At 69.7% G+C, this 16961-nt stretch carries 19 protein-coding genes; 8 read left to right on the top strand and 11 right to left on the bottom strand.

The annotated features are described in order from the left end of the window. Positions 1-49: 49 nt before the first annotated feature. Entirely contained in the window at positions 50-1150 is a 1101-nt protein-coding gene (locus ABZ345_RS04700) for a UDP-N-acetylmuramate dehydrogenase (RefSeq protein WP_359842911.1), read from the bottom strand. Here ABZ345_RS04700 and ABZ345_RS04695 point away from each other — a divergent pair. Genes ABZ345_RS04695 through purU form a run of 4 tightly spaced genes read left to right on the top strand, consistent with a single transcriptional unit; the run spans position 1149 to position 4047 of the window. Next, positions 1149-1637 carry a DUF2505 domain-containing protein gene (locus ABZ345_RS04695; RefSeq protein ID WP_359842909.1) on the top strand — a complete coding sequence of 163 codons (489 nt, stop codon included), beginning with the start codon at positions 1149-1151 and terminating at the stop codon, positions 1635-1637. The two genes, ABZ345_RS04700 and ABZ345_RS04695, sit on opposite strands and share 2 nt — an antisense overlap. After that, the gene (locus tag ABZ345_RS04690; protein ID WP_359842907.1) at positions 1616-2422 is read left to right on the top strand and encodes a class I SAM-dependent methyltransferase; all 807 of its coding nucleotides are present in this window, start codon (positions 1616-1618) and stop codon (positions 2420-2422) included. The genes ABZ345_RS04695 and ABZ345_RS04690 overlap by 22 nt, the downstream gene beginning before the upstream one ends. A gap of 10 nt (positions 2423-2432) precedes the next feature. Further along, entirely contained in the window at positions 2433-3158 is a 726-nt protein-coding gene (locus ABZ345_RS04685) for a maleylpyruvate isomerase N-terminal domain-containing protein (protein ID WP_359842905.1), read from the top strand. A gap of 37 nt (positions 3159-3195) precedes the next feature. Then, positions 3196-4047, top strand: a complete 852-nt coding sequence (gene purU, locus ABZ345_RS04680; protein WP_359842903.1) for a formyltetrahydrofolate deformylase — start codon at positions 3196-3198, stop codon at positions 4045-4047. A 4-nt stretch (positions 4048-4051) separates the two neighbouring features. On the opposite strand, the gene ABZ345_RS04675 is transcribed toward purU, so the two are convergent. Beyond that, complete coding sequence (locus ABZ345_RS04675) at positions 4052-4981, bottom strand: aminotransferase class III-fold pyridoxal phosphate-dependent enzyme (RefSeq protein WP_359842902.1); 930 nt, start codon at positions 4979-4981, stop codon at positions 4052-4054. A gap of 173 nt (positions 4982-5154) precedes the next feature. Here ABZ345_RS04675 and ABZ345_RS04670 point away from each other — a divergent pair, with 173 nt between their 5' ends. Continuing rightward, complete coding sequence (locus tag ABZ345_RS04670) at positions 5155-6222, top strand: hypothetical protein (RefSeq protein ID WP_359842900.1); 1068 nt, start codon at positions 5155-5157, stop codon at positions 6220-6222. Here the strand turns inward: ABZ345_RS04670 and ABZ345_RS04665 are convergent. After that, positions 6199-6756, bottom strand: coding sequence for a YbaK/EbsC family protein (locus ABZ345_RS04665; protein ID WP_359842898.1), 558 nt, complete (start codon positions 6754-6756; stop codon positions 6199-6201). The two genes, ABZ345_RS04670 and ABZ345_RS04665, sit on opposite strands and share 24 nt — an antisense overlap. Positions 6757-6830: 74 nt before the next feature. On the opposite strand from ABZ345_RS04665, the gene ABZ345_RS04660 reads away from it, so the two are divergent. Further along, positions 6831-7583: a MerR family transcriptional regulator gene (locus ABZ345_RS04660; protein ID WP_359842896.1), complete on the top strand. Its 753-nt coding sequence runs from the start codon at positions 6831-6833 to the stop codon at positions 7581-7583. Positions 7584-7610: 27 nt separating this feature from the next. Here ABZ345_RS04660 and ABZ345_RS04655 read toward each other — a convergent pair whose 3' ends face one another. From ABZ345_RS04655 to ABZ345_RS04635, 5 genes are all read right to left on the bottom strand, one after another. Further along, positions 7611-8159, bottom strand: a complete 549-nt coding sequence (locus ABZ345_RS04655) for a type 1 glutamine amidotransferase domain-containing protein (RefSeq protein WP_359842894.1) — start codon at positions 8157-8159, stop codon at positions 7611-7613. A 9-nt stretch (positions 8160-8168) separates the two neighbouring features. Continuing rightward, positions 8169-8825, bottom strand: coding sequence for an alpha/beta hydrolase (locus ABZ345_RS04650; RefSeq protein ID WP_359842892.1), 657 nt, complete (start codon positions 8823-8825; stop codon positions 8169-8171). Continuing rightward, positions 8822-9097: a DUF2516 family protein gene (locus ABZ345_RS04645; protein WP_359843136.1), complete on the bottom strand. Its 276-nt coding sequence runs from the start codon at positions 9095-9097 to the stop codon at positions 8822-8824. Before ABZ345_RS04645 ends, ABZ345_RS04650 begins: the two co-directional genes overlap by 4 nt. Before the next feature lie 164 nt (positions 9098-9261). After that, the gene (locus ABZ345_RS04640) at positions 9262-9933 is read right to left on the bottom strand and encodes a hypothetical protein (protein ID WP_359842890.1); all 672 of its coding nucleotides are present in this window, start codon (positions 9931-9933) and stop codon (positions 9262-9264) included. A gap of 5 nt (positions 9934-9938) precedes the next feature. After that, positions 9939-10316: a helix-turn-helix transcriptional regulator gene (locus ABZ345_RS04635; RefSeq protein ID WP_355570513.1), complete on the bottom strand. Its 378-nt coding sequence runs from the start codon at positions 10314-10316 to the stop codon at positions 9939-9941. A gap of 118 nt (positions 10317-10434) precedes the next feature. Between ABZ345_RS04635 and ABZ345_RS04630 the strand changes: the two genes are divergently transcribed. Together ABZ345_RS04630 and ABZ345_RS04625 are read left to right on the top strand one after the other, a co-directional pair. After that, on the top strand, positions 10435-11502 hold the full coding sequence (locus ABZ345_RS04630) for a methyltransferase domain-containing protein (RefSeq protein WP_359843134.1): 1068 nt from the start codon (positions 10435-10437) through the stop codon (positions 11500-11502). A 72-nt stretch (positions 11503-11574) separates the two neighbouring features. After that, complete coding sequence (locus ABZ345_RS04625; RefSeq protein ID WP_359842888.1) at positions 11575-13587, top strand: NACHT domain-containing protein; 2013 nt, start codon at positions 11575-11577, stop codon at positions 13585-13587. Here ABZ345_RS04625 and ABZ345_RS04620 read toward each other — a convergent pair. From ABZ345_RS04620 to ABZ345_RS04610, 3 genes are read right to left on the bottom strand one after another with little or no spacing between them, the layout of a single operon-like run. Beyond that, a complete protein-coding gene (locus ABZ345_RS04620) occupies positions 13523-15757 on the bottom strand; it encodes an FtsX-like permease family protein (protein WP_359842886.1) in 2235 nt (744 codons plus the stop codon). The genes ABZ345_RS04625 and ABZ345_RS04620 overlap by 65 nt on opposite strands. Next, the gene (locus ABZ345_RS04615) at positions 15754-16428 is read right to left on the bottom strand and encodes an ABC transporter ATP-binding protein (protein ID WP_359842884.1); all 675 of its coding nucleotides are present in this window, start codon (positions 16426-16428) and stop codon (positions 15754-15756) included. The genes ABZ345_RS04620 and ABZ345_RS04615 overlap by 4 nt, the downstream gene beginning before the upstream one ends. Beyond that, positions 16425-16949, bottom strand: a complete 525-nt coding sequence (locus ABZ345_RS04610) for a PadR family transcriptional regulator (protein ID WP_359842883.1) — start codon at positions 16947-16949, stop codon at positions 16425-16427. The genes ABZ345_RS04615 and ABZ345_RS04610 overlap by 4 nt, the downstream gene beginning before the upstream one ends. Positions 16950-16961 lie beyond the last annotated feature (12 nt).

Here is a 16961-nt window from a genome sequence, read left to right as displayed (position 1 = left end):
ATGAAACACGCCGTGTCACGGTTCGTCACATGGAGTCACCCGGACAGACCTACAGCTGAACGCCTACGAAGACGGGTTCCGGGTGAAGTTCCACGCCGAAGGCCGCCCGCACACCGTCGCGCACCTCGCGTGCCAGGTCGAGCAGGTCCTCGGTGGAGGCGCCGCCGCGGTTCGTCAGGGCCAGCGTGTGCTTGCCGGACAGCGACACCCGGCCGCCGGGACCCTGATGGCCCTTGCGGAAACCGGCCCGTTCGATCAGCCAGGCGGCCGAGAGCTTCTTCTGGCCGGGGCCCGCGGGGTAGGTCGGCACGTTCACGTCGTGGCCGAGGCGTTCGGCGATGCGGATCAGCACGCCGGCGAACGTCGAGTCGTCGATGATCGGGTTGGTGAAGAACGAGCCGGCGCTCCACGTGTCGTGGTCCGCGGCGTCGAGCACCATGCCCTTGCCGCGGCGCAGCTCCAGCACGGCCTTGCGGGCCTCGTCGGCCGGAACGCGATCACCTTGCTGCACACCGAGAACGCGCGCCAGCTCGGCGTAGCGGATCGGCGCGGACATGCCTCCCGCCGTCAGCGAGAACCTGGTGCGCAGCACCACGGCGTGGTCGGTGTTCTTCAGCACGCTGGTGCGGTAGTCGAGGCCCAGCTTGGCCGCGGGCACCTGGTGCACCTTGCCGCTGCGCCGGTCCAGAAGATCCACCGACTGCAGCACCTGGGAGATCTCGATGCCGTACGCGCCGACGTTCTGCACGGGCGTGGCGCCGTTGAGGCCGGGGATGCCCGACAGGCACTCGAGCCCGCCGAGGCCCTGCGCGACCGCCTCGGCGACGACCGCGTCCCACTCCTCGCCCGCCTCGACGGTGAACTGGACGATCCCGCCGCCCAGCGGATCGAGCCGGAAACCCTTGGTGGCGACGTGCACCACGGTGCCGTCGAAGCCGCCGTCGGAGATCACGAGGTTCGATCCACCGCCGAGCACGAGGACCTTCTCGTCGTCGGCGGCGTCGGCTGTTCGCACGGCTTCGACCAGCTCGGCGGCGGTCGTGGCGTGGACGAACCGCGCGGCCGGGCCACCGAGTCGGAGCGTGGTGCGCTCGGCCAGAGGTACGGACTGCGTGGTGGTCACAGACGTCAACGGTAGCCTCCGCGACATGGCACGCCGCATCGAGCACCACACCACGTCACCCCATTCGGCGGAGAAGGTCTTCGGCGCGATGGTCGACGAGACCTATCTGCGGGACCGGCTGGCAGCGATCGGCGGCAACGACGCCGAGCTCGTCACGTACTCCACATCCGGCGACCGGACGTCGTACCAGCTCAAGCAGGGCGTGCCCGCTGAGCACCTGCCGTCGATCGCCAAGTCGCTGCTGGGCGGCGACCTCGTGATCCAGCGGGTCGAGAACTGGGCCGCGGGCGCCGGCACGGTCGAGGTGGCGATCGTCGGCGTGCCCGGCCGGTTGGACGGTTCGTTCACCATCACGGGCAACGGCGCCGGGTCCAAGACCACCCTCGTGGGGGAGGTCAAGGTCAGCATCCCGCTCATGGGCGGCAAGCTCGAGAAGCTGATCGCCGAGCAGGTCGTGGTGCTGCTGAACAAGGAGAGCGAGTTCACGTCGGAATGGCTCGCAAACCGCGGCTAGCGGCCGGCCGGGCCCGCGCGCTCGGCCTGCCGACGCGCGGCACGACCAACCCGAACCGCCTGCGCCGGGTCGACCGGTGGATGACCGGCACGCTGTCGTCGTTCTTGAGCGACGCCGCCGACCCGCTCGTGGTCGACCTCGGGTACGGGTCGTCGCCGATCACCACCGTCGAGATGGCGTTGCGGCTGCGGACGGTGCGTCCCGACGTGCGCGTGCTCGGGCTGGAGATCGACCAGGAGCGCGTCGACGCGGGCAAGGCCGTGGCCGACCCGCCCTGGCTGGACTTCCGGCGCGGCGGGTTCGAACTGGCCGGGGCGCGGCCGGTGTTGTTGCGCGCGTTCAACGTGCTGCGGCAGTACACCGAGGAGCAGTCGTTCGAGGCGTGGGACACGATGCTCGCCCGCATGGCCCCCGGCGGGCTGGTGATCGAGGGCACGTGCGACGAGATCGGCCGGCGGTGCACGTGGGTGACGCTCTCGGAAGCCGGGCCGCAGACGTTCACGCTGGCCTGCAAGCCGTCCGCGATCGAGACGCCCGGTGACATCGCGGAGCGGCTGCCCAAGGCGCTGATCCACAAGAACGTGCCCGGTGAGCGGGTGCACGCGTTGCTGGCCGAGCTCGACGCGTGCTGGGCGACCGCGGCGCCGTTCGCGCCGTTCGGGCCTCGCGCGCGGTGGGTGGAGTCGGCGCGGTTGCTCCGGGAGCGGGGCTGGCCCGTCGTGGACGACCGCCGTCGTTGGCGGCTCGGTGAAATCTCCCTCGAATGGGCCGCCGTCGCGCCCTAGGGTTGGGTCCGTGGACTACGTCGCGCAGATCGAGACCCAGGCTTCGTTGCTGCGTTCGGCCGCCCTGAAGGCGGGCCCGGACGCCCCGGTTACCACCTGTCCTGAGTGGACGGTGCTGAAACTCGTGCGGCACATCGCGGAGGTGCACACGTGGGCAGCCCAGGCGGTCGTCACCGAACCCGAAGCCGGTCGTCCTGAGTGGACGAAGGCGCCGCGGGACTTCGACGAGGCGCTGACCTGGTGGGACAACGGGCTTTCCCTGCTTCTCGAACGGTTGCGCGAGACGCCGGCGGACCGCCCCGCGTGGACGTTCGACAAGTCCTTCCGCGCCGCCTTCTGGACGCGCAGGCAGGCGCACGAGACGTCGATCCACCGCCTGGACGCCGAGCTCGCGATCGGCCACGAGCTTCCGTCGCTGGTGTTCGAGCCGGAGTTCGCCGCGGACGGCATCGACGAGTACCTCACCGTGCTGGTGGCCCGCAGGCTCGAACTGGGCTCGTCGATCGAGGCGACCGGCCGGATCCTGGTGCACGCCGCCGACGCGGGCCGCACGTGGGAGGTCAGGCTGACCGCGGGGCAGCCGCTGGTCATCACGTCCGCGCAGGACGCCGCCTTCGACGCCGACGCCACCCTCGCCGGCACCGCCGACGCGATCTACCGGGCCCTGTACGTCCGCCCGAGCCACGCGATCGTGTCCGGCGACGAGTCCCTGTTGGCGGCGCTGCCCAGGCCGTGAATACTCCTGTCGCGTGTCATCGCCTGAACGTCGCTATGTGATCACCTTCGGCTGCCCGGACCGCACCGGCATCATCGCGAGGATCTCGTCGTTCCTCGCGGACAACGGCGGCTGGATCGTCGAGGCCGCGTACCACACCGACCCGGAGACGAGCTGGTTCTTCACGCGCCAGGAGGTCCGCGCGGACTCCCTGCCGTTCGGTGTGGACGAGCTGCGCTCCCAGTTCGCCGAGATCGCTGCCTCGCTCGGTGCGCAGTCGACGTGGACGGTGACCGACACGGGCGTTCGCAAGCGCGTGGTGATCCTGGCGTCTCGTGAGGGCCACTGCCTCTACGACCTGCTGGCGCGCGTCTCGACCGGCGAGCTGGACGTCGAGGTGTCGGCCGTCATCGCGAACCACCCGGAGCTCGGCGACATCACGCGCGCGCACGGCATCCCGTTCCACCACGTGCCGTTCCCGGTGAACGACCCCGAGGGCAAGCAGGCCGCGTTCGCGCAGCTGCGTCAGCTGGTGGACAAGCACGATCCGCACGCGGTGGTGCTGGCGCGTTTCATGCAGATCCTGCCGCCCGAGCTCTGCGCGGCCTGGTCCGGGCGCACGATCAACATCCACCACAGCTTCCTGCCGTCGTTCATCGGCGCCCGGCCCTACCACCAGGCGCACCGGCGCGGCGTGAAGCTGGTCGGCGCCACGTGCCACTACGTGACGGCGGACCTCGACGCCGGGCCGATCATCGAGCAGGACGTGCTGCGCGTGCAGCACGGCGACTCGGTGGCGGACATGGTGCGCAAGGGCCGTGACATCGAGAAGGTCGTGCTGGCGCGCGGACTCCGTTGGCACCTGGAGGACCGGGTCCTCGTCCACGGCAACCAGACGGTGATCTTCTAGCCGTCTAGATCTTGGCGGCGGCCCTGCCCACCGCCTCGACCAGCCACCCGGCGTCCGCGGCCGACATGACCGCGGGAGGGGTGAAACTCACCGTCCTGCCCCGGAAGTCGGCCAGCACGCGCAACCGCAGCAGCTCGCCGGTGAACACGTCGGCCGCGCGCTTGTCGGGCAGTTCGACGCCGAGCAGCAGGCCGCGTCCGGACGCATGAGCCTTGCCCGCGACGACGGTGCGCAACCCGTACAGCAGTTCGTCGCCCAGCAGCCTGGCCCGTTCGACCAGGCCTTCGGACGCCGTGACGCGCAGGCAGGCGTTGACGGCGGCGGACGCCAGCGGCGACACCTCCTCCGGCCCGCGCCACAGCGGCACCTCGACCTCAGCGGACGCCACGACGGCCGCGATCGGCAGCACGCCGCCGGAGAGGCCCTCGCCCACGAGCAGGATGTCCGGGGTCACGCCGTCGAGGTCGCAGCCCCACCAGACGCCCAGACGTCCGAGCCCGGTGCGGGTCTCGTCGACGACGAGCAACGCGTCGTGCTCGCGGCACACCTCGGCGATCGCGCGCAGGTAGCCGTCGGGCGGGCAGGACACCCCGCGCACCGGTTCGACCATCACGCAGGCGGGAGGTCCGGAGGCCAGGACCGCACGCAACGAGTCGATGCCGCCGTACGGGACGTCACCTGTGGTCAACACGCGTGGGCGGCCGTTGGCCTGAGCCAAAGCGACGGCGAACTGAGCGGCCTCGGACGCCGACGGGAAGGTGTGGATGTGGTCGAGGCCGTTGGGCGTGACCAGGTCGAGCATCAAGCGGTCCAGCAGTGACGGCCGGCGCACCTGGCCGACCACGGCCTGCACCACGGCGGGGTGGGCGTGGCCGAGCAGAGGAACTCCGTAACCACCGCAGTCCAGGTACTCGACGCGGTGGGGATCTACCACTCGGGCACCTCGGGCGGCGCATCCGGTGAGCTGTTGGGTAGCCATTGCGGGGAACCTTTCCTGGGCAGCGCGGCCCGCGGCCGCTCGTCTGGGGGTGGCGAGCGGACCTCAGTTCCCACTACTCATTCGGATTCGGCGGCACGTTGGTTCGCGCGAGGCATAGGCTTTTTCTCGTGCGGACCGAAATCACCGACCTCGACCAGCTGCGGGCAGAGTCTGACCTGCGCAAAGCCGTCATCATCGGGCTGGACCTGACTCGCGAGGACGTGCGGGTGCCGTTGGACGGCGCTCTGCTGCTGGGCTGCGCCCTCAGCGAGAGGATGCAGCGGCAGGCCGAAGCCGCGGGAGCGCTGATCTTCCCGGTGATCCCGGACCTGCCGTACGAGGTATACCGGTCGTGCCTCTACACGCCGGAAGAGCTGTTCGCGGGCTTCGACCCGGCCGACCCGAAGTCGTACGCCGACACCCCGGACGCGGTGATCTACAAGCACAGCAAGCAGCAGGGCCACCACCCGGACCCGCTGCACGCGCTGGCCGAACGCCTGCACGACCACTCGATCACCGAGGCCCTCGACGAGACGCTGACGGGGTCGCCGATCGCGGTCATGGGTGGCCACGCGCTGGCCCGCGGCTCGGACGGCTACCGCAACGCGGTGCAGCTCGGTGCCGCGCTGGGCAAGTCCGGCTTCACCGTGCTGACCGGTGGCGGACCGGGCGCGATGGAGGCGGTGCCGCTGGGCGTCCGTCTCGGCGAGGCCGACAAGGACGTGCTCGCCGCTCTCGCGCAGGCGCCGTCGTTCGGCCACGACGACGAGTCGATCGGCCGGTGGCTCGCGGCGTTCCCGGAGGTCCCCAGCTTCGACACCCCGCGCACGATCGGCATCCCGACCTGGTTCTACGGCCACGAGCCGCCCAACCCGGCCTGCGAGCTGCACGCCAAGTACTTCGCGAACTCGGTGCGCGAGGAGGGCCTGCTGACCGTCGCGACCGGCGGCATCATCTACACGCCGGGCAAGGCGGGCACGGTCCAGGAGGTCTTCCAGGACTTCACGCAGAACTACTACGGCAGCGTCGGCCCGGCCGCGCCCATGGTGTTCCTGGGCAAGGCCTTCTGGACCGACGAGGTGCCGGCCGCGCCGCTCGTGCAGAAGCTGGCGGCGGGACGCGAGGCCGAGCAGTGGATCCTCGTGACCGACGACATCGACGAGGCGATCGAGCTACTGCTCAAGTACGCGGGCTAGGTCCAGAATTTCCGCGCCCGGCAGCTTCATCAGCACGTCGCCGGGGATGAGGATCTTGCTGCCCCGGATGCCGCTGCCCACGACCAGTTCGGGGGCGGCGGCGACCTCCGGCGACACCAGGATCGGCCAGTCCGCGGGCACGCCGATCGGCGTGATGCCGCCGTACTCCATGCCCGTCAACGCCACGGCCTCGTCCATCGGCGCGAACGACGCCTTGCGCGCGTCGAGGCGTTTGCGGATCACTCCGTTCACGTCCGCGCGCATGGTCGCCAGCACCATGCAGGCCGCATAACGGATCTCGCCACCACGCTTGCCCGCGACGACGACGCAGTTCGCCGAGGCTGCCAAAGGCGAGCCGTAGTGCGCGCAGAACTCGGCGGTGTCCGCCAGGGAAGCGTCGATCTCGGCAACGGCGACGCGGTCAGCGCCGTCCAGCGTCTTCAGCGCCAAGGCGACCGGTTCGGGCACCAAGTCGAGGCGCGAGAGCACAGGGAAGGGTTCCAGCGATCCAGCGATGGTCCACACGTCGACCATCCTGCCAAACCCGGTTTGACCTTGACGTTACGTCAACCCTTACCTTCGAAACCAAGCGCGAAGGGGGAACCGAAATGGCCTGGTCGATCGCCCAGGTGGCCCGGATGTCGAAGGTGACGTCCAGGACGCTGCGGCACTACGACTCGATCGGGCTGCTGTCGCCGGCCTGGGTCGGCGACAACGGCTACCGCTACTACGAGAAGGAACAGGTGCATCGCCTGCAGCAGATCCTGCTGCTGCGCGACCTGGGCCTGGGCCTCGACGTGGTGGCGGACATGTTGAACGGCACGGACCAGCTGACGGTCCTGCGCAACCACCACCGGTGGCTGCAGGACGAACGACGCAGGCTGGACCGGCTGGCCAACACCGTCGCGCGAACGATCCAAGAACTGGAAGGAGGGGACGAGGTGAAGATGGAAGAGCTGTTCGACGGCTTCGACGCCGCCAAGCAGAAGGAGTACGAGGCGCAGCTGGTCGACCGCTTCGGCGACGGCGTCAAGGAGCATCTCGCCAGCAGCAAGAAGCGCTGGCAGGGTGCCACGAAGGCCGACGCCGACAGGTTCCTGCAGGAGTGGCAGGACATCGTGACGCGGGCGACGGAGCTGTTCACGGCCGGTGTCGCGGCCGATGCTCCCGAGACGCAGGAGCTGATCGACCGCCACTACCGGTGGATCTGCCTGTCCTGGACGCCCAACCGGGAGTCCTACTCGGGACTCGCGGACCTGTATCTCGAAGGTGAGTTCAGGTCGCAGCTGGACGCCCAGGCCGAAGGCGTGGCCGAGTGGTCAAACGCCGCGATGAAGCACTACGCGCAGACGCGTCTCTAAAAGCTGACCGGGGGCTGCAGACCCCGCTCAGTCAAGACCGAAGGCCTTGAGCGCCTCGCGGTTGAACGCCGGCAGGTCATCCGGGTTGCGGGACGTCACGAGCGTCCACCCGTTCATGTCGCACACCCGGACCTCCTGGTCGGCCCAGTCGCCACCCGCGTTGCGGATGTCGGTCTGCAGGCTCGGGAACGAGGTGAGCATCTTGCCGCGCACCACGTCGGCCTCGACCAGCAACCACGGCCCGTGGCAGATCGACGCGATCGGCTTGCCGGCTGCCACCAGCGCCTTCACCAGCGCAACGGCGTCGGCGTCCATGCGCAGGAAGTCCGCGTTGGCCACACCGCCCGGGATCACCGCGCCGTCGTAGTCGTCGGCCTCGGCGTCGGCATAGGTCGTGTCGACCGGGAACTCATCGGCAGGCGTCAGGTGGTTGAAGCCACGCACCTGCCCGAGCTTCGGCGCGATCAGGCGCGGCACTCCGCCGGCCTTCTCGACGTGCGTCCACGGGTCGGTGAGCTCGACCTGCTCGATGCCCTCCGTGTCGACCAGAAATGCGATCTTCTTCTGTTCCGCCATGAACAACGGCTACCCAGCGAAGAACTCGACCAATCTGCGCCGCAGCTCGGCGCGGTGCGTGATCATCGGTGAGGGTGAGTCGACCAGCCACAACGAGCCGTTGGGGAACGCCGCCGCGGTCTCCTTGGCCACGTCCTCGGGATGCAGCGGATCACCCACGGCCCCGATCACCAGCACCGGAATCGACACAGCGGCCAAAACTGAGGCATCGGCAACGGCGACCTGACCGGGCAACTGCTCAGCGGCAGCCGAAAGACGACTCAACGCCGCCCGCCGCTCGGCGACGTAAGCGGGCGGTCCCACGGTCAGGTCGGACAACTGCTGCAGCGTGAACGCCGCACGTGGCTGGTCCAGAACCGCCGGTAGCAGCAGCGCGACCTGTTGAAAACGATCAGGTTCAAGAGACAGCAGCCGAACCAACGCCCCGGCGCCCAGCGAGACACCAACGGCGTGATCAGCGGAAACAGTGGAGAGATCGGCCGCGATCCGGCCGTAGTCCCAGTACCCGGGAGGAGCGTCGGGCGCTGAACCGTGCGAAGGCAGCGTCACGACAACGCGCGTGCCGGGCAGCCCAGAGGCGGGAATCCGCGCTTCACCGGCAGTGGCACCGAGCCCGTGGGCGACCAGGGTCACCGGAGAGCCGGAGCCGTAGGACTGCGTGATCACCAGCGGGGGCCGCGCTGGACCTCGATCAGCTTCGGGCGCACGTCCACCATGTAGACGAGCACGGCGACGAGGCCGGCCAGCCAGAAGATCGACCCGACGCCGCCGGGCGAGAAGAGCAGCATCGCGGCCAGCCCACCACCGGTGATGCCGAGCCACGCGGGCTTCGTCATGCGCTCAGCCGCGGTGTACGCGTCCACGCGCTGCCCCAGCGCGTGGAAGAAGGCGAACAGCGCGACGACCGTGAACACCAGGTCGGCGAACAGGTACGCAATCTGGTCGAGGAACCAGAGGCTCCACTCGGTCGGCAGGCTGAAGAACAACACGGAACCAGACTACGTGGAGAGATGCGAAGAGGGGAGCGTGCCGGTCGGCACGCTCCCCTCGGGTGGTGTGACCCGCAACGTTCCGGGCCACGCCATCAGCAGACTTCAGCGACTCACTTGGTGGTGTTCGGCGTGGTCGTCTTCTTGGCCGCAGCGGTGGTGCTGGTGGTGGTGCGGGTCGTCGTCGCCGGCTTGCGGGGCGCGGTGCGGTTCGCGGCCTTGCGGGTGGTGCTGCGGACCTCGTGCGCGGCGTCGCCACCGACCTCGACGATCTCCTCGGCCAGCTTCTCGGCGCCGTCCTCGACCTCGTGGGCGACCTTCTCGCCGATCGAGCGGGTGCGGCGGGTCACCTTGCCGAGCACGTCGTCCGCGAGCTCGCGGGCGTCGGCGGCGGCGGACTCGGCGCGCTTCTGCGCGGCCTCGACGGCCTGCTCGACCTGCTCCACGGCCTGCTTGACCTGCGGCTGGGACTTGATCTGCTCCAGCGTCTGCTCACCGGTCTCGGCGAGGTAGGTGTACAGGTTCACCGCGGAGGCGGTGTAGGCGTCGACCAGCTTCTTGAGCTCGGCCGGCTGCAGCTTGTCGCGCAGGTCCTTGAGCTCGGCCGGGATGTCGGAAGCCTGGGTGCGGGCCTCCTCGGCGCGGGTCTTGGCCTTGTTCAGGGCCTCGACCACGGCCTTGGCGGCGAGGTCACCGGCGCCGAGGGCGGCGAGAAGGGCCTGACGCGCGGCGTGCGCGCCCTGCTCGGCGGCCTTGCGAACGTCGTCCTGGGTGAGCTTCGGCATGGGGATCAGTCCTCCTTGTTCTTGGCGGAGTTCTCCCGCCTGAAAGATTCGTAAACGTCGAGCAGCACCTGCTTTTGCCGCTCGGTCAGATCGGTCGCGGCGACGATGGCGTCCGCCAACGCACCGCCTTCGCGCTGCTGGAGGATCCCGGCCTCGACGTAGAGCACCTCGGCCGAGATGCGCAGCCCCTTGGCGATCTGCTGAAGGATCTCCGCGGACGGCTTGCGCAGTCCTCGCTCGATCTGGCTGAGGTATGGGTTGGAGACACCCGCCTGCTTTGCCAGTTCCCTCAGGGAGATCTTGGCGGTGTTGCGTTGCTCGCGGATGTACTCACCGATGTTGCGGCCGAGGTCCGCGACTGCTTTGTCGATGGACTTGTCCACTGTTCCCGCTCCCGTTCCTCGTGCCACCAACTACGTTAGCGAGGAGTGCTAGCAGTTGCAAGCACCCTGCTAGCAATCGCTGCGTGTGCTCCGCCACAGGGATACCGTTGTGGGTGACATGGACGACGCCGGGGCCCTGCGCGCCGAGCTGGCGGACCACCTGCTCGGCGATGGTGTGCTGCGCGATTCCAAGTGGCTCAAGGCTTTCCGGGCGGTTCCTCGGCACGAGTTCCTGCCGCGCTTCTACCGCCAGCTGCACAACGGTGACTGGGAACGGGTCACCCGCGAGCACCCGGACTGGCTGAAACTCGTCTACTCCGACCGTGTCTGGGTTACCCAGTTCGACGGCGACGACACGGTGACCGGTGGCACACCGACCTGTTCATCGAGCATGCCCACGATCATGGCGATCATGCTGGAGGCACTGGACGTCCACAACGGACAGACGGTTCTGGAAGTGGGCACCGGCACCGGTTACAACGCAGCTCTTCTGTGCCACGCCGTGGGTGCGGACAACACGACCACGATCGACGTCGACCCGAACATCTCGCAACGAGCTCGGGAATGCCTGCGCCGCAACGGCTTCTTCCCCACGTGCGTCACGGGCGACGGCGCGCTCGGCCATCCGGAGCGCGCACCGTACGACCGCTTGCTGGCCACCTGCTCCGTGGCGACGATCCCGACCGCCTGGCTGGAGCAGGTCGCGCCCGGCGGGCTGGTCGTCACCACGCTGCACCGTCCCATCGGGGCCGGCCTCGTCCGGATCGTCTCGAACGGCGACGGCACCGGCGAGGGCAGCGTGCTCGTCGAGGACGGTCGCTTCATGCCGTTGCGCGCGCACGCCCACCCACCGACGCACGCGGGTTCCGGCACGTTCGACCGGCGCACCACCACGTTGCCGCTCAACACCGTGACCGACCCGGCCAGCCCGTTCGAGTTCTTCGCCGGCATTGCTCTGCCCGGAGTCGTCGCGGGCCACGACTGGCTAGCCCATCCGGACGGTTCGTGGGTGCACCACCACGGCACGCACGTCGACCAGGGCGGCCCGCGCCGGCTGTGGGATCTCGCGGAACAGGGCGTGGTCGAGTGGCACGACCTGGGCAAACCCCGTCGGCACCAGTTCGGGATCGAGGTCGGATCCGACGGCCAGTTCCTCACGCTGGGGGAGCTCAGGTGGCATCTGTGATCAAGAAACGAACGTCACGACACGGGTCACTGAATCGACTCCGGGCGGATGCGGTGCGTCATGATGCGACGCATGTCCAGATTCCGCCAGCAGGCATTGCTGGCCGGTTGCGTGCTGACCGCGTTGCTCACCGCGGCCGGTCTGTTCGTGACCGACCACGGCATCAACCCGCACGTGTGGCTGATCGTGCTCGCGGTGGCGTTCCTGGGCTTCCTGGCTTTGCTCGACCCGTGGGTCCGCCGCAGGCACAACGCCGCGCTGAGCACCGACGAGCACCTCGACGCCGCGTGCCGGGCGCTGGCGATCGGCCTGCAGTCGCAGTGGAACGAGGAGGTGCGCTCGCGCGGCCTGATCGACCCCGACCTGCTCGACCTGCACTGGCTCGCCGCTGAGCTGGACGTCAGCGCCGAGCCGGACGCACCGCCCGGACGCAGCGACGCCGTCGTGGGCGCGTTCGAACGGCAGATCAACCGCAGGATGGTGTTCCTCGGCGAGGCCGGCACCGGCAAGACGACCGTCGCGATGCTGCTGACCTGCGGGTTGCTGGACCGCTACGACGGCATGGTCCCGGTGCTGCTGCCGCTGTCGACGTGGAACCCGGCGGTCGAGGACGTCCGCACGTGGCTCACGCGCAGGCTGTACGAGGACCACCCGGCGTTGCGCAACACCGAGCTGTACGGCAGCTACGCGGCGGACCTGTTGGTCGAGCAGCACAAGGTGCTGCCCGTGCTGGACGGTCTCGACGACATCCCCGGCGACCAGCGCGCGGACGCGCTGTCCCGCATCACGAAGGCGTTCGGGAACAGGCCGCTGGTGCTGACGTGCCGTACCCCCGAGTTCGACCAGGCCGTGCACCTGGCCGGTCCACTGCCCGGTGCGGACGTCGTCGAGATGGCCCCGCTCGACCTGGACGAGGTCGCCGCGTACCTGCGGGCCAGCACGGACACCGTGGGCGCGGCGCGGTGGGAGCCGGTGTTCATCCAGCTGCGCGAGGAACCGGACGGCAGGCTCGCGGACGCGTTGTCGACGCCGCTGACGATGTGGCTGGCCAGCATGGTCTACGCGGACAGCGAGGCCGAGCCGACCGAACTGCTCGACCGCGGCCGTTTCCCGGACGCGCGGGCGATCTCCGACCACCTCTGCGACGAGCTGGTGTCACGGGCGTTCGGCAACAGGGCGTTCGCGCACCACGCCGGGGCCACGCAGGTCTGGCCACGGGACAGGGCCCGCAAGTGGCTCGAGTTCCTCGCGCACGAGATGCGCGACCGCGACATCCGCGAACTGGCCTGGTGGGAGCTGCGCCGGTCGGTCGGCAACACGTGGCTCGCGGTGCTCGGCGCGCTGGTGCTGGGCGCGATCGGCGGGTTCGGTGTCGCGTGGCTGATGGCGTACTCGATCACGCCGTCGCTCGCGCCGATCACCGGCCTGGTCGCGGGCATCGCCGTCGGTGCGGCCGCGCTGACGGCGTCGCAGGAGCGCAAAGCCAAGCCACGTCTGGGCATCTGGCGCAGTCTGCTGCTCGTGCCCGGTGTGCTCGGGCTCGCCGCCGGACTCGTTTTCGGTGCGTTGTACGGACTTTCCGCCGGGCTCGTGGTCGGCCTCGGACTCGCCGTGGCGGTCGCGCTGCGGTTCGCGTTGTCCAGCGCCGCCGAGCTCTCGCAGGCCTCCAGTCCTCAGTGGACGATGGCGCGCGACCGGATCGCGGTGTGGACCGGGTCTCTGGTGCTGGCCGTGGTCTTCGGTTCGGCGGCGGCACTGGTGTTCGGCCCAGGCCAGACCGGCATGGTCGGGCTGGGGCTCGCGTCCGGGCTGATGCTCGGGTTCGCGCTGGCCGTGCTGCACCTGCGCTGGTGGTGGTTCACCGTCGCGCGCATCTGGCTGGCACTGCGCGGAAAGCTGCCGTGGGAGCTGATGGTCTTCCTGGAGGACTCGCGCAAGCTCGGCGTGCTCTGCCGGGCGGGGGCCTGCTACCAGTTCCGGCACGGACTGGTGCAGGACCGCCTGGCAGAGCACGAGGTGACTACTCGCTCTGCAACCCGAGTGCTCCGGTCGCCTTTCTCAGCGAGGGCAACGTCAGAGCGGTGACCACGAGCACCAGCGCCACCGAGGCTCCGGTGAGACCGGCGATGCCCGGCCAGTCGTAGGCCACCTCGGCGTTGAACACCCGCGTGACCATCACGCCGAGTCCGACGCCGGTGCCCACCGCGACGACCGTGGACAGCACCAGCGGCACGCCGTTCTGCCACAGCAGCGACCTCGCGAGGATGCCGCGCGGCACCCCGGTTGCCGCCAGCACGGCGAGCGGGCGACGGCGTTCCCGCACCTGTTCCAGCGCCATGACCAGCAACGACGCCCCGGCCAGCAGCAACGTCAGCACCGAACCCGCGAGCAGCGCCCTGCGGATCATGCCGAAGATCAGCTCGACCTCGGCCGAGTCGTCCTGGCCGACGAAGTACGCGTGCACCCGCCAGCTGTACGCGGCGATGGAGTTGCGCATGTGCTCGGCGGCGTCCGGCACCGCGAGGTCGAGCTCGGCCTGGAACTGGGGCGAGCCCGCGGTGAGGTCGATGCCCTTGGCCGCGGCCGGGGTGAGGAAGAGGCCGGGACTGGTGCCGGGGACCTCGTGCAGCGCGGGCACCGTCCAGGGCTTCTCGCCCTTGACCATCAGCACCTGGCCGGCCTCGGCGTCGGCGGTGCCCCGCGCGAACCGCACCAGGTAGGCCTTGCCGTCGGCGCAGTCCGTGACGTCGGCCTGCGCTTTCAACGCCGTGCACGTGCCGACCGAGATGCTCGTGGTGCGCGCGTCCGGCAGAGTCGCGTAGGTGCGGTCGAGCACGTGCACCGCCCGCACACCCTTGCTGGCCGCCACCGCGTCCTTCAGTGCCGCGGTGTCGAGGTCGTCCTTGGGCGTCAGCGCGACGAAGTTGTGGGTCGCGTCCCGCTTCTCCTCGGAGACCACGTCCTTCTGCACGCTCGCGAGGATGATCTGCAGCGTCACCGTGCCCGCGAGCACCACCGCGACACCGCCGACGATCCGTGCCGCGGTGCCCGCGTCGAGCTGCAACCGGCGCACTGCCAGCTGGAGCGCCGGCGTCGCCCCGCGCATCCAGTTCACGGCCCGCTCGACCAGCCACGGCAGCAGCACCGGTATGCCCAGCATCAGCAGCACCACGCCCGAGATGACCGCGAACTGGAACGGCTTGTCCTTCTCACCGATGTCACCGAACTGGCTGGCCAGCAACGCGATTCCGCCGATCGCCGGGATCAGGCGCCACCACAGCCTGCGCCGGACCGGCTTCTGGTGCCGGACGACGCCGAGCGGTTCGATGATCGTGCGGCGCATGGCGAACAACGACGTGAGGACCGCGAGCACCGGCACCGCCACCAGCACCACCGCCGTGAGTTCCGGCGTGGGCAGGAGATCTCCGGGGAACAGGGCGAGCTCGGGAATGGAGACGTCGTCGGCCAGCGGTCGTACTGCGAAGAAGAACCCGATTCCGAACAGCAGCCCGGCCACCGCGCCGACCAGCGTCTCGCCGGACGCGATCAGCCGCACCCGGCTCGCCGCCGCCCCGACCAGCCGCAACGCCGCGAGCCTGCGGTCGCGCTGGGCCGCGGCGAGGCGGGTGGCGACGCCGACGAACACCAGCACGGGGAACAGCAGAACGACGATGCCGACGAGGCTGAGCATCCACAGCACGGGGTCGGGGCCCATGCGCGGGAACGTCCGCCCGTACCCGTACACGGTGTTGCCGGAGCTCTCCGCGATCTTGCTGTCGCCCGCGTAGAACATCAGGTCGTGAGGGCCGATCAAGCCTTCCTGGCCGATCGTGCCGATCACCTTCTGCGGGAACCTGGGCCGCAGCAGTTCCCCGTCCGGCGAGGCGAGCAGCTCCGCGAGCGCGGGCGACACGACGATCTCGCCGTCCAGCGGCAGACGCTCGACACCCGGCGGCACGGGAGCGTTCTGCGCGCGCACGTTGAAGTACTTGCCGGGAATGTCGCTCGAGCGGAAATGGACGTACATCTCCTCCGCGAGCAGCGGTGCCGGCCCGTCGCCCTTGGTCACGACGTTGCGCGCGTCGCCGCGGTTGTCCCGTGCGTTCAGCGCGTTCGGCAGCGCGGCGGCGAGCAGCAACATCGCCACGCACAGACCGATGCCGACGCCTTGCAGCGCGAGCCTCGCCCAGGACTTCCGGCTGCCCCCGACAGCCAGCCGGACGCCGAGGGCGAGGTCGCGGGCCACGTGGTTCATCGAGCGAACTCCACGTCCCTGGCCTTGCCGTCGCGCACGACGACCTCGCGATCTGAGTAAGCGGCGACGCGGGCCTCGTGCGTCACGAGCACGACCGCCGCGCCGGTGTCCCTGGCGGCCGTCGTGAGCAGGTGCATCACCCGTTCACCGTTGAGCGAGTCGAGTGCGCCGGTCGGCTCGTCGGCGAAGATCACCTTCGGGCCGGTGACCAGCGCGCGGGCGATGGCGACGCGCTGCCCTTGACCGCCGGACGTCTCACCGGGCCGCTGGTCGGCGACGCCGTCGACCTCCAGCTTGGCCATCCAGTCGCGGGCCGCGCGTTCGGCGTGCCTGCGCTTCATGCCGCTCAACCGCAGCGGCAGCGCGACGTTCTCCAGGCAGGTCAGCTCCGGCACGAGCTGGCCGAACTGGAAGACGAAGCCGAAGTCGGTGCGCCGCAGCTCGCTGCGCTCCCGGTCCGACATCGAGGTGAGCTCGCGGTCGCCGTAGCGGACCACGCCGGAGTCCGGCGGCAGGATGCCCGCGATGCAGTGCAGCAGCGTGGACTTCCCGGAGCCGGACGGCCCCATGACGGCCACGATCTCGCCCGCGCGGACGGTGAGACCCGCCCCTTCGAGGGCGTGCGTCTTGCCGAACGACTTGTGCAGGTCCTCGGCGCTCAACAGGCTCATCGCTTGACCTCCGCGGCCAGCTGGTCGACGCGGGCGGCGGTCAGTTCGAGCCACCGCAGGTCGGCTTCGAGGTGGAACAGGGCGAAGTCGCAGATGAGCTGGTCGGCGAGGTCGCCGTCGGTCTTGCGCCTGGTCAGCTCGCGCATCGTGGTGAGGTGCGCCGACCGTTGCGTGTCGAGCACCTCCTCGGCGCTGCGGCCCGACAGCAGGGCCAGCACCACCTTCGCGTAGAGCGTGTTCTGCAGGTACGGCTCCGGCTTCTCCGGAGTGCCGAGCCAGCGCTCCACATCGGTGACCCCGGCGTCCGTGATCGCGTACCGCTTGCGCTCGGGACCGTCGCCCGCCTCCACGCCCGCCTCGATGACGAGGCCGTTCTTCAGCAGCCGCGACAGGGTCGAGTACACCTGCCCGTAGTGCAATGGCCGGTCGTGACCGAATCGCTCGTCGTAGGCGCGCTTCAGGTCGTATCCGTGCCGTGGACCGCCCTCTAGCAGCCCCAACAGTGCGTGTCCGATCGACATGAGAGGCACTAT

Origin of the sequence: Lentzea sp. NPDC005914 (assembly GCF_040629405.1) — a bacterium.
Lineage (GTDB): Bacteria > Actinomycetota > Actinomycetes > Mycobacteriales > Pseudonocardiaceae > Lentzea.
Note: the sequence above shows the minus strand (reverse complement) of the source record. Positions and strands in the feature narration are given on the sequence as shown.

What these genes read in the sequence shown, in the direction of transcription:
- ABZ345_RS04630 (WP_359843134.1), top strand. Translation starts at nt 10,435, where the DNA reads ATGGACGACGCCGGGGCCCTGCGCGCCGAGCTGGCGGACCACCTGCTC.
- ABZ345_RS04690 (WP_359842907.1), top strand. Translation starts at nt 1,616, where the DNA reads ATGGCTCGCAAACCGCGGCTAGCGGCCGGCCGGGCCCGCGCGCTCGGC.
- ABZ345_RS04640 (WP_359842890.1), bottom strand. Translation starts at nt 9,933, where the DNA reads ATGCCGAAGCTCACCCAGGACGACGTTCGCAAGGCCGCCGAGCAGGGC.
- ABZ345_RS04700 (WP_359842911.1), bottom strand. Translation starts at nt 1,150, where the DNA reads ATGTCGCGGAGGCTACCGTTGACGTCTGTGACCACCACGCAGTCCGTA.
- ABZ345_RS04665 (WP_359842898.1), bottom strand. Translation starts at nt 6,756, where the DNA reads ATGGTCGACGTGTGGACCATCGCTGGATCGCTGGAACCCTTCCCTGTG.
- ABZ345_RS04620 (WP_359842886.1), bottom strand. Translation starts at nt 15,757, where the DNA reads ATGAACCACGTGGCCCGCGACCTCGCCCTCGGCGTCCGGCTGGCTGTC.
- ABZ345_RS04615 (WP_359842884.1), bottom strand. Translation starts at nt 16,428, where the DNA reads ATGAGCCTGTTGAGCGCCGAGGACCTGCACAAGTCGTTCGGCAAGACG.
- ABZ345_RS04695 (WP_359842909.1), top strand. Translation starts at nt 1,149, where the DNA reads ATGGCACGCCGCATCGAGCACCACACCACGTCACCCCATTCGGCGGAG.
- ABZ345_RS04655 (WP_359842894.1), bottom strand. Translation starts at nt 8,159, where the DNA reads ATGGCGGAACAGAAGAAGATCGCATTTCTGGTCGACACGGAGGGCATC.
- ABZ345_RS04625 (WP_359842888.1), top strand. Translation starts at nt 11,575, where the DNA reads ATGTCCAGATTCCGCCAGCAGGCATTGCTGGCCGGTTGCGTGCTGACC.
- ABZ345_RS04660 (WP_359842896.1), top strand. Translation starts at nt 6,831, where the DNA reads ATGGCCTGGTCGATCGCCCAGGTGGCCCGGATGTCGAAGGTGACGTCC.
- ABZ345_RS04610 (WP_359842883.1), bottom strand. Translation starts at nt 16,949, where the DNA reads ATGTCGATCGGACACGCACTGTTGGGGCTGCTAGAGGGCGGTCCACGG.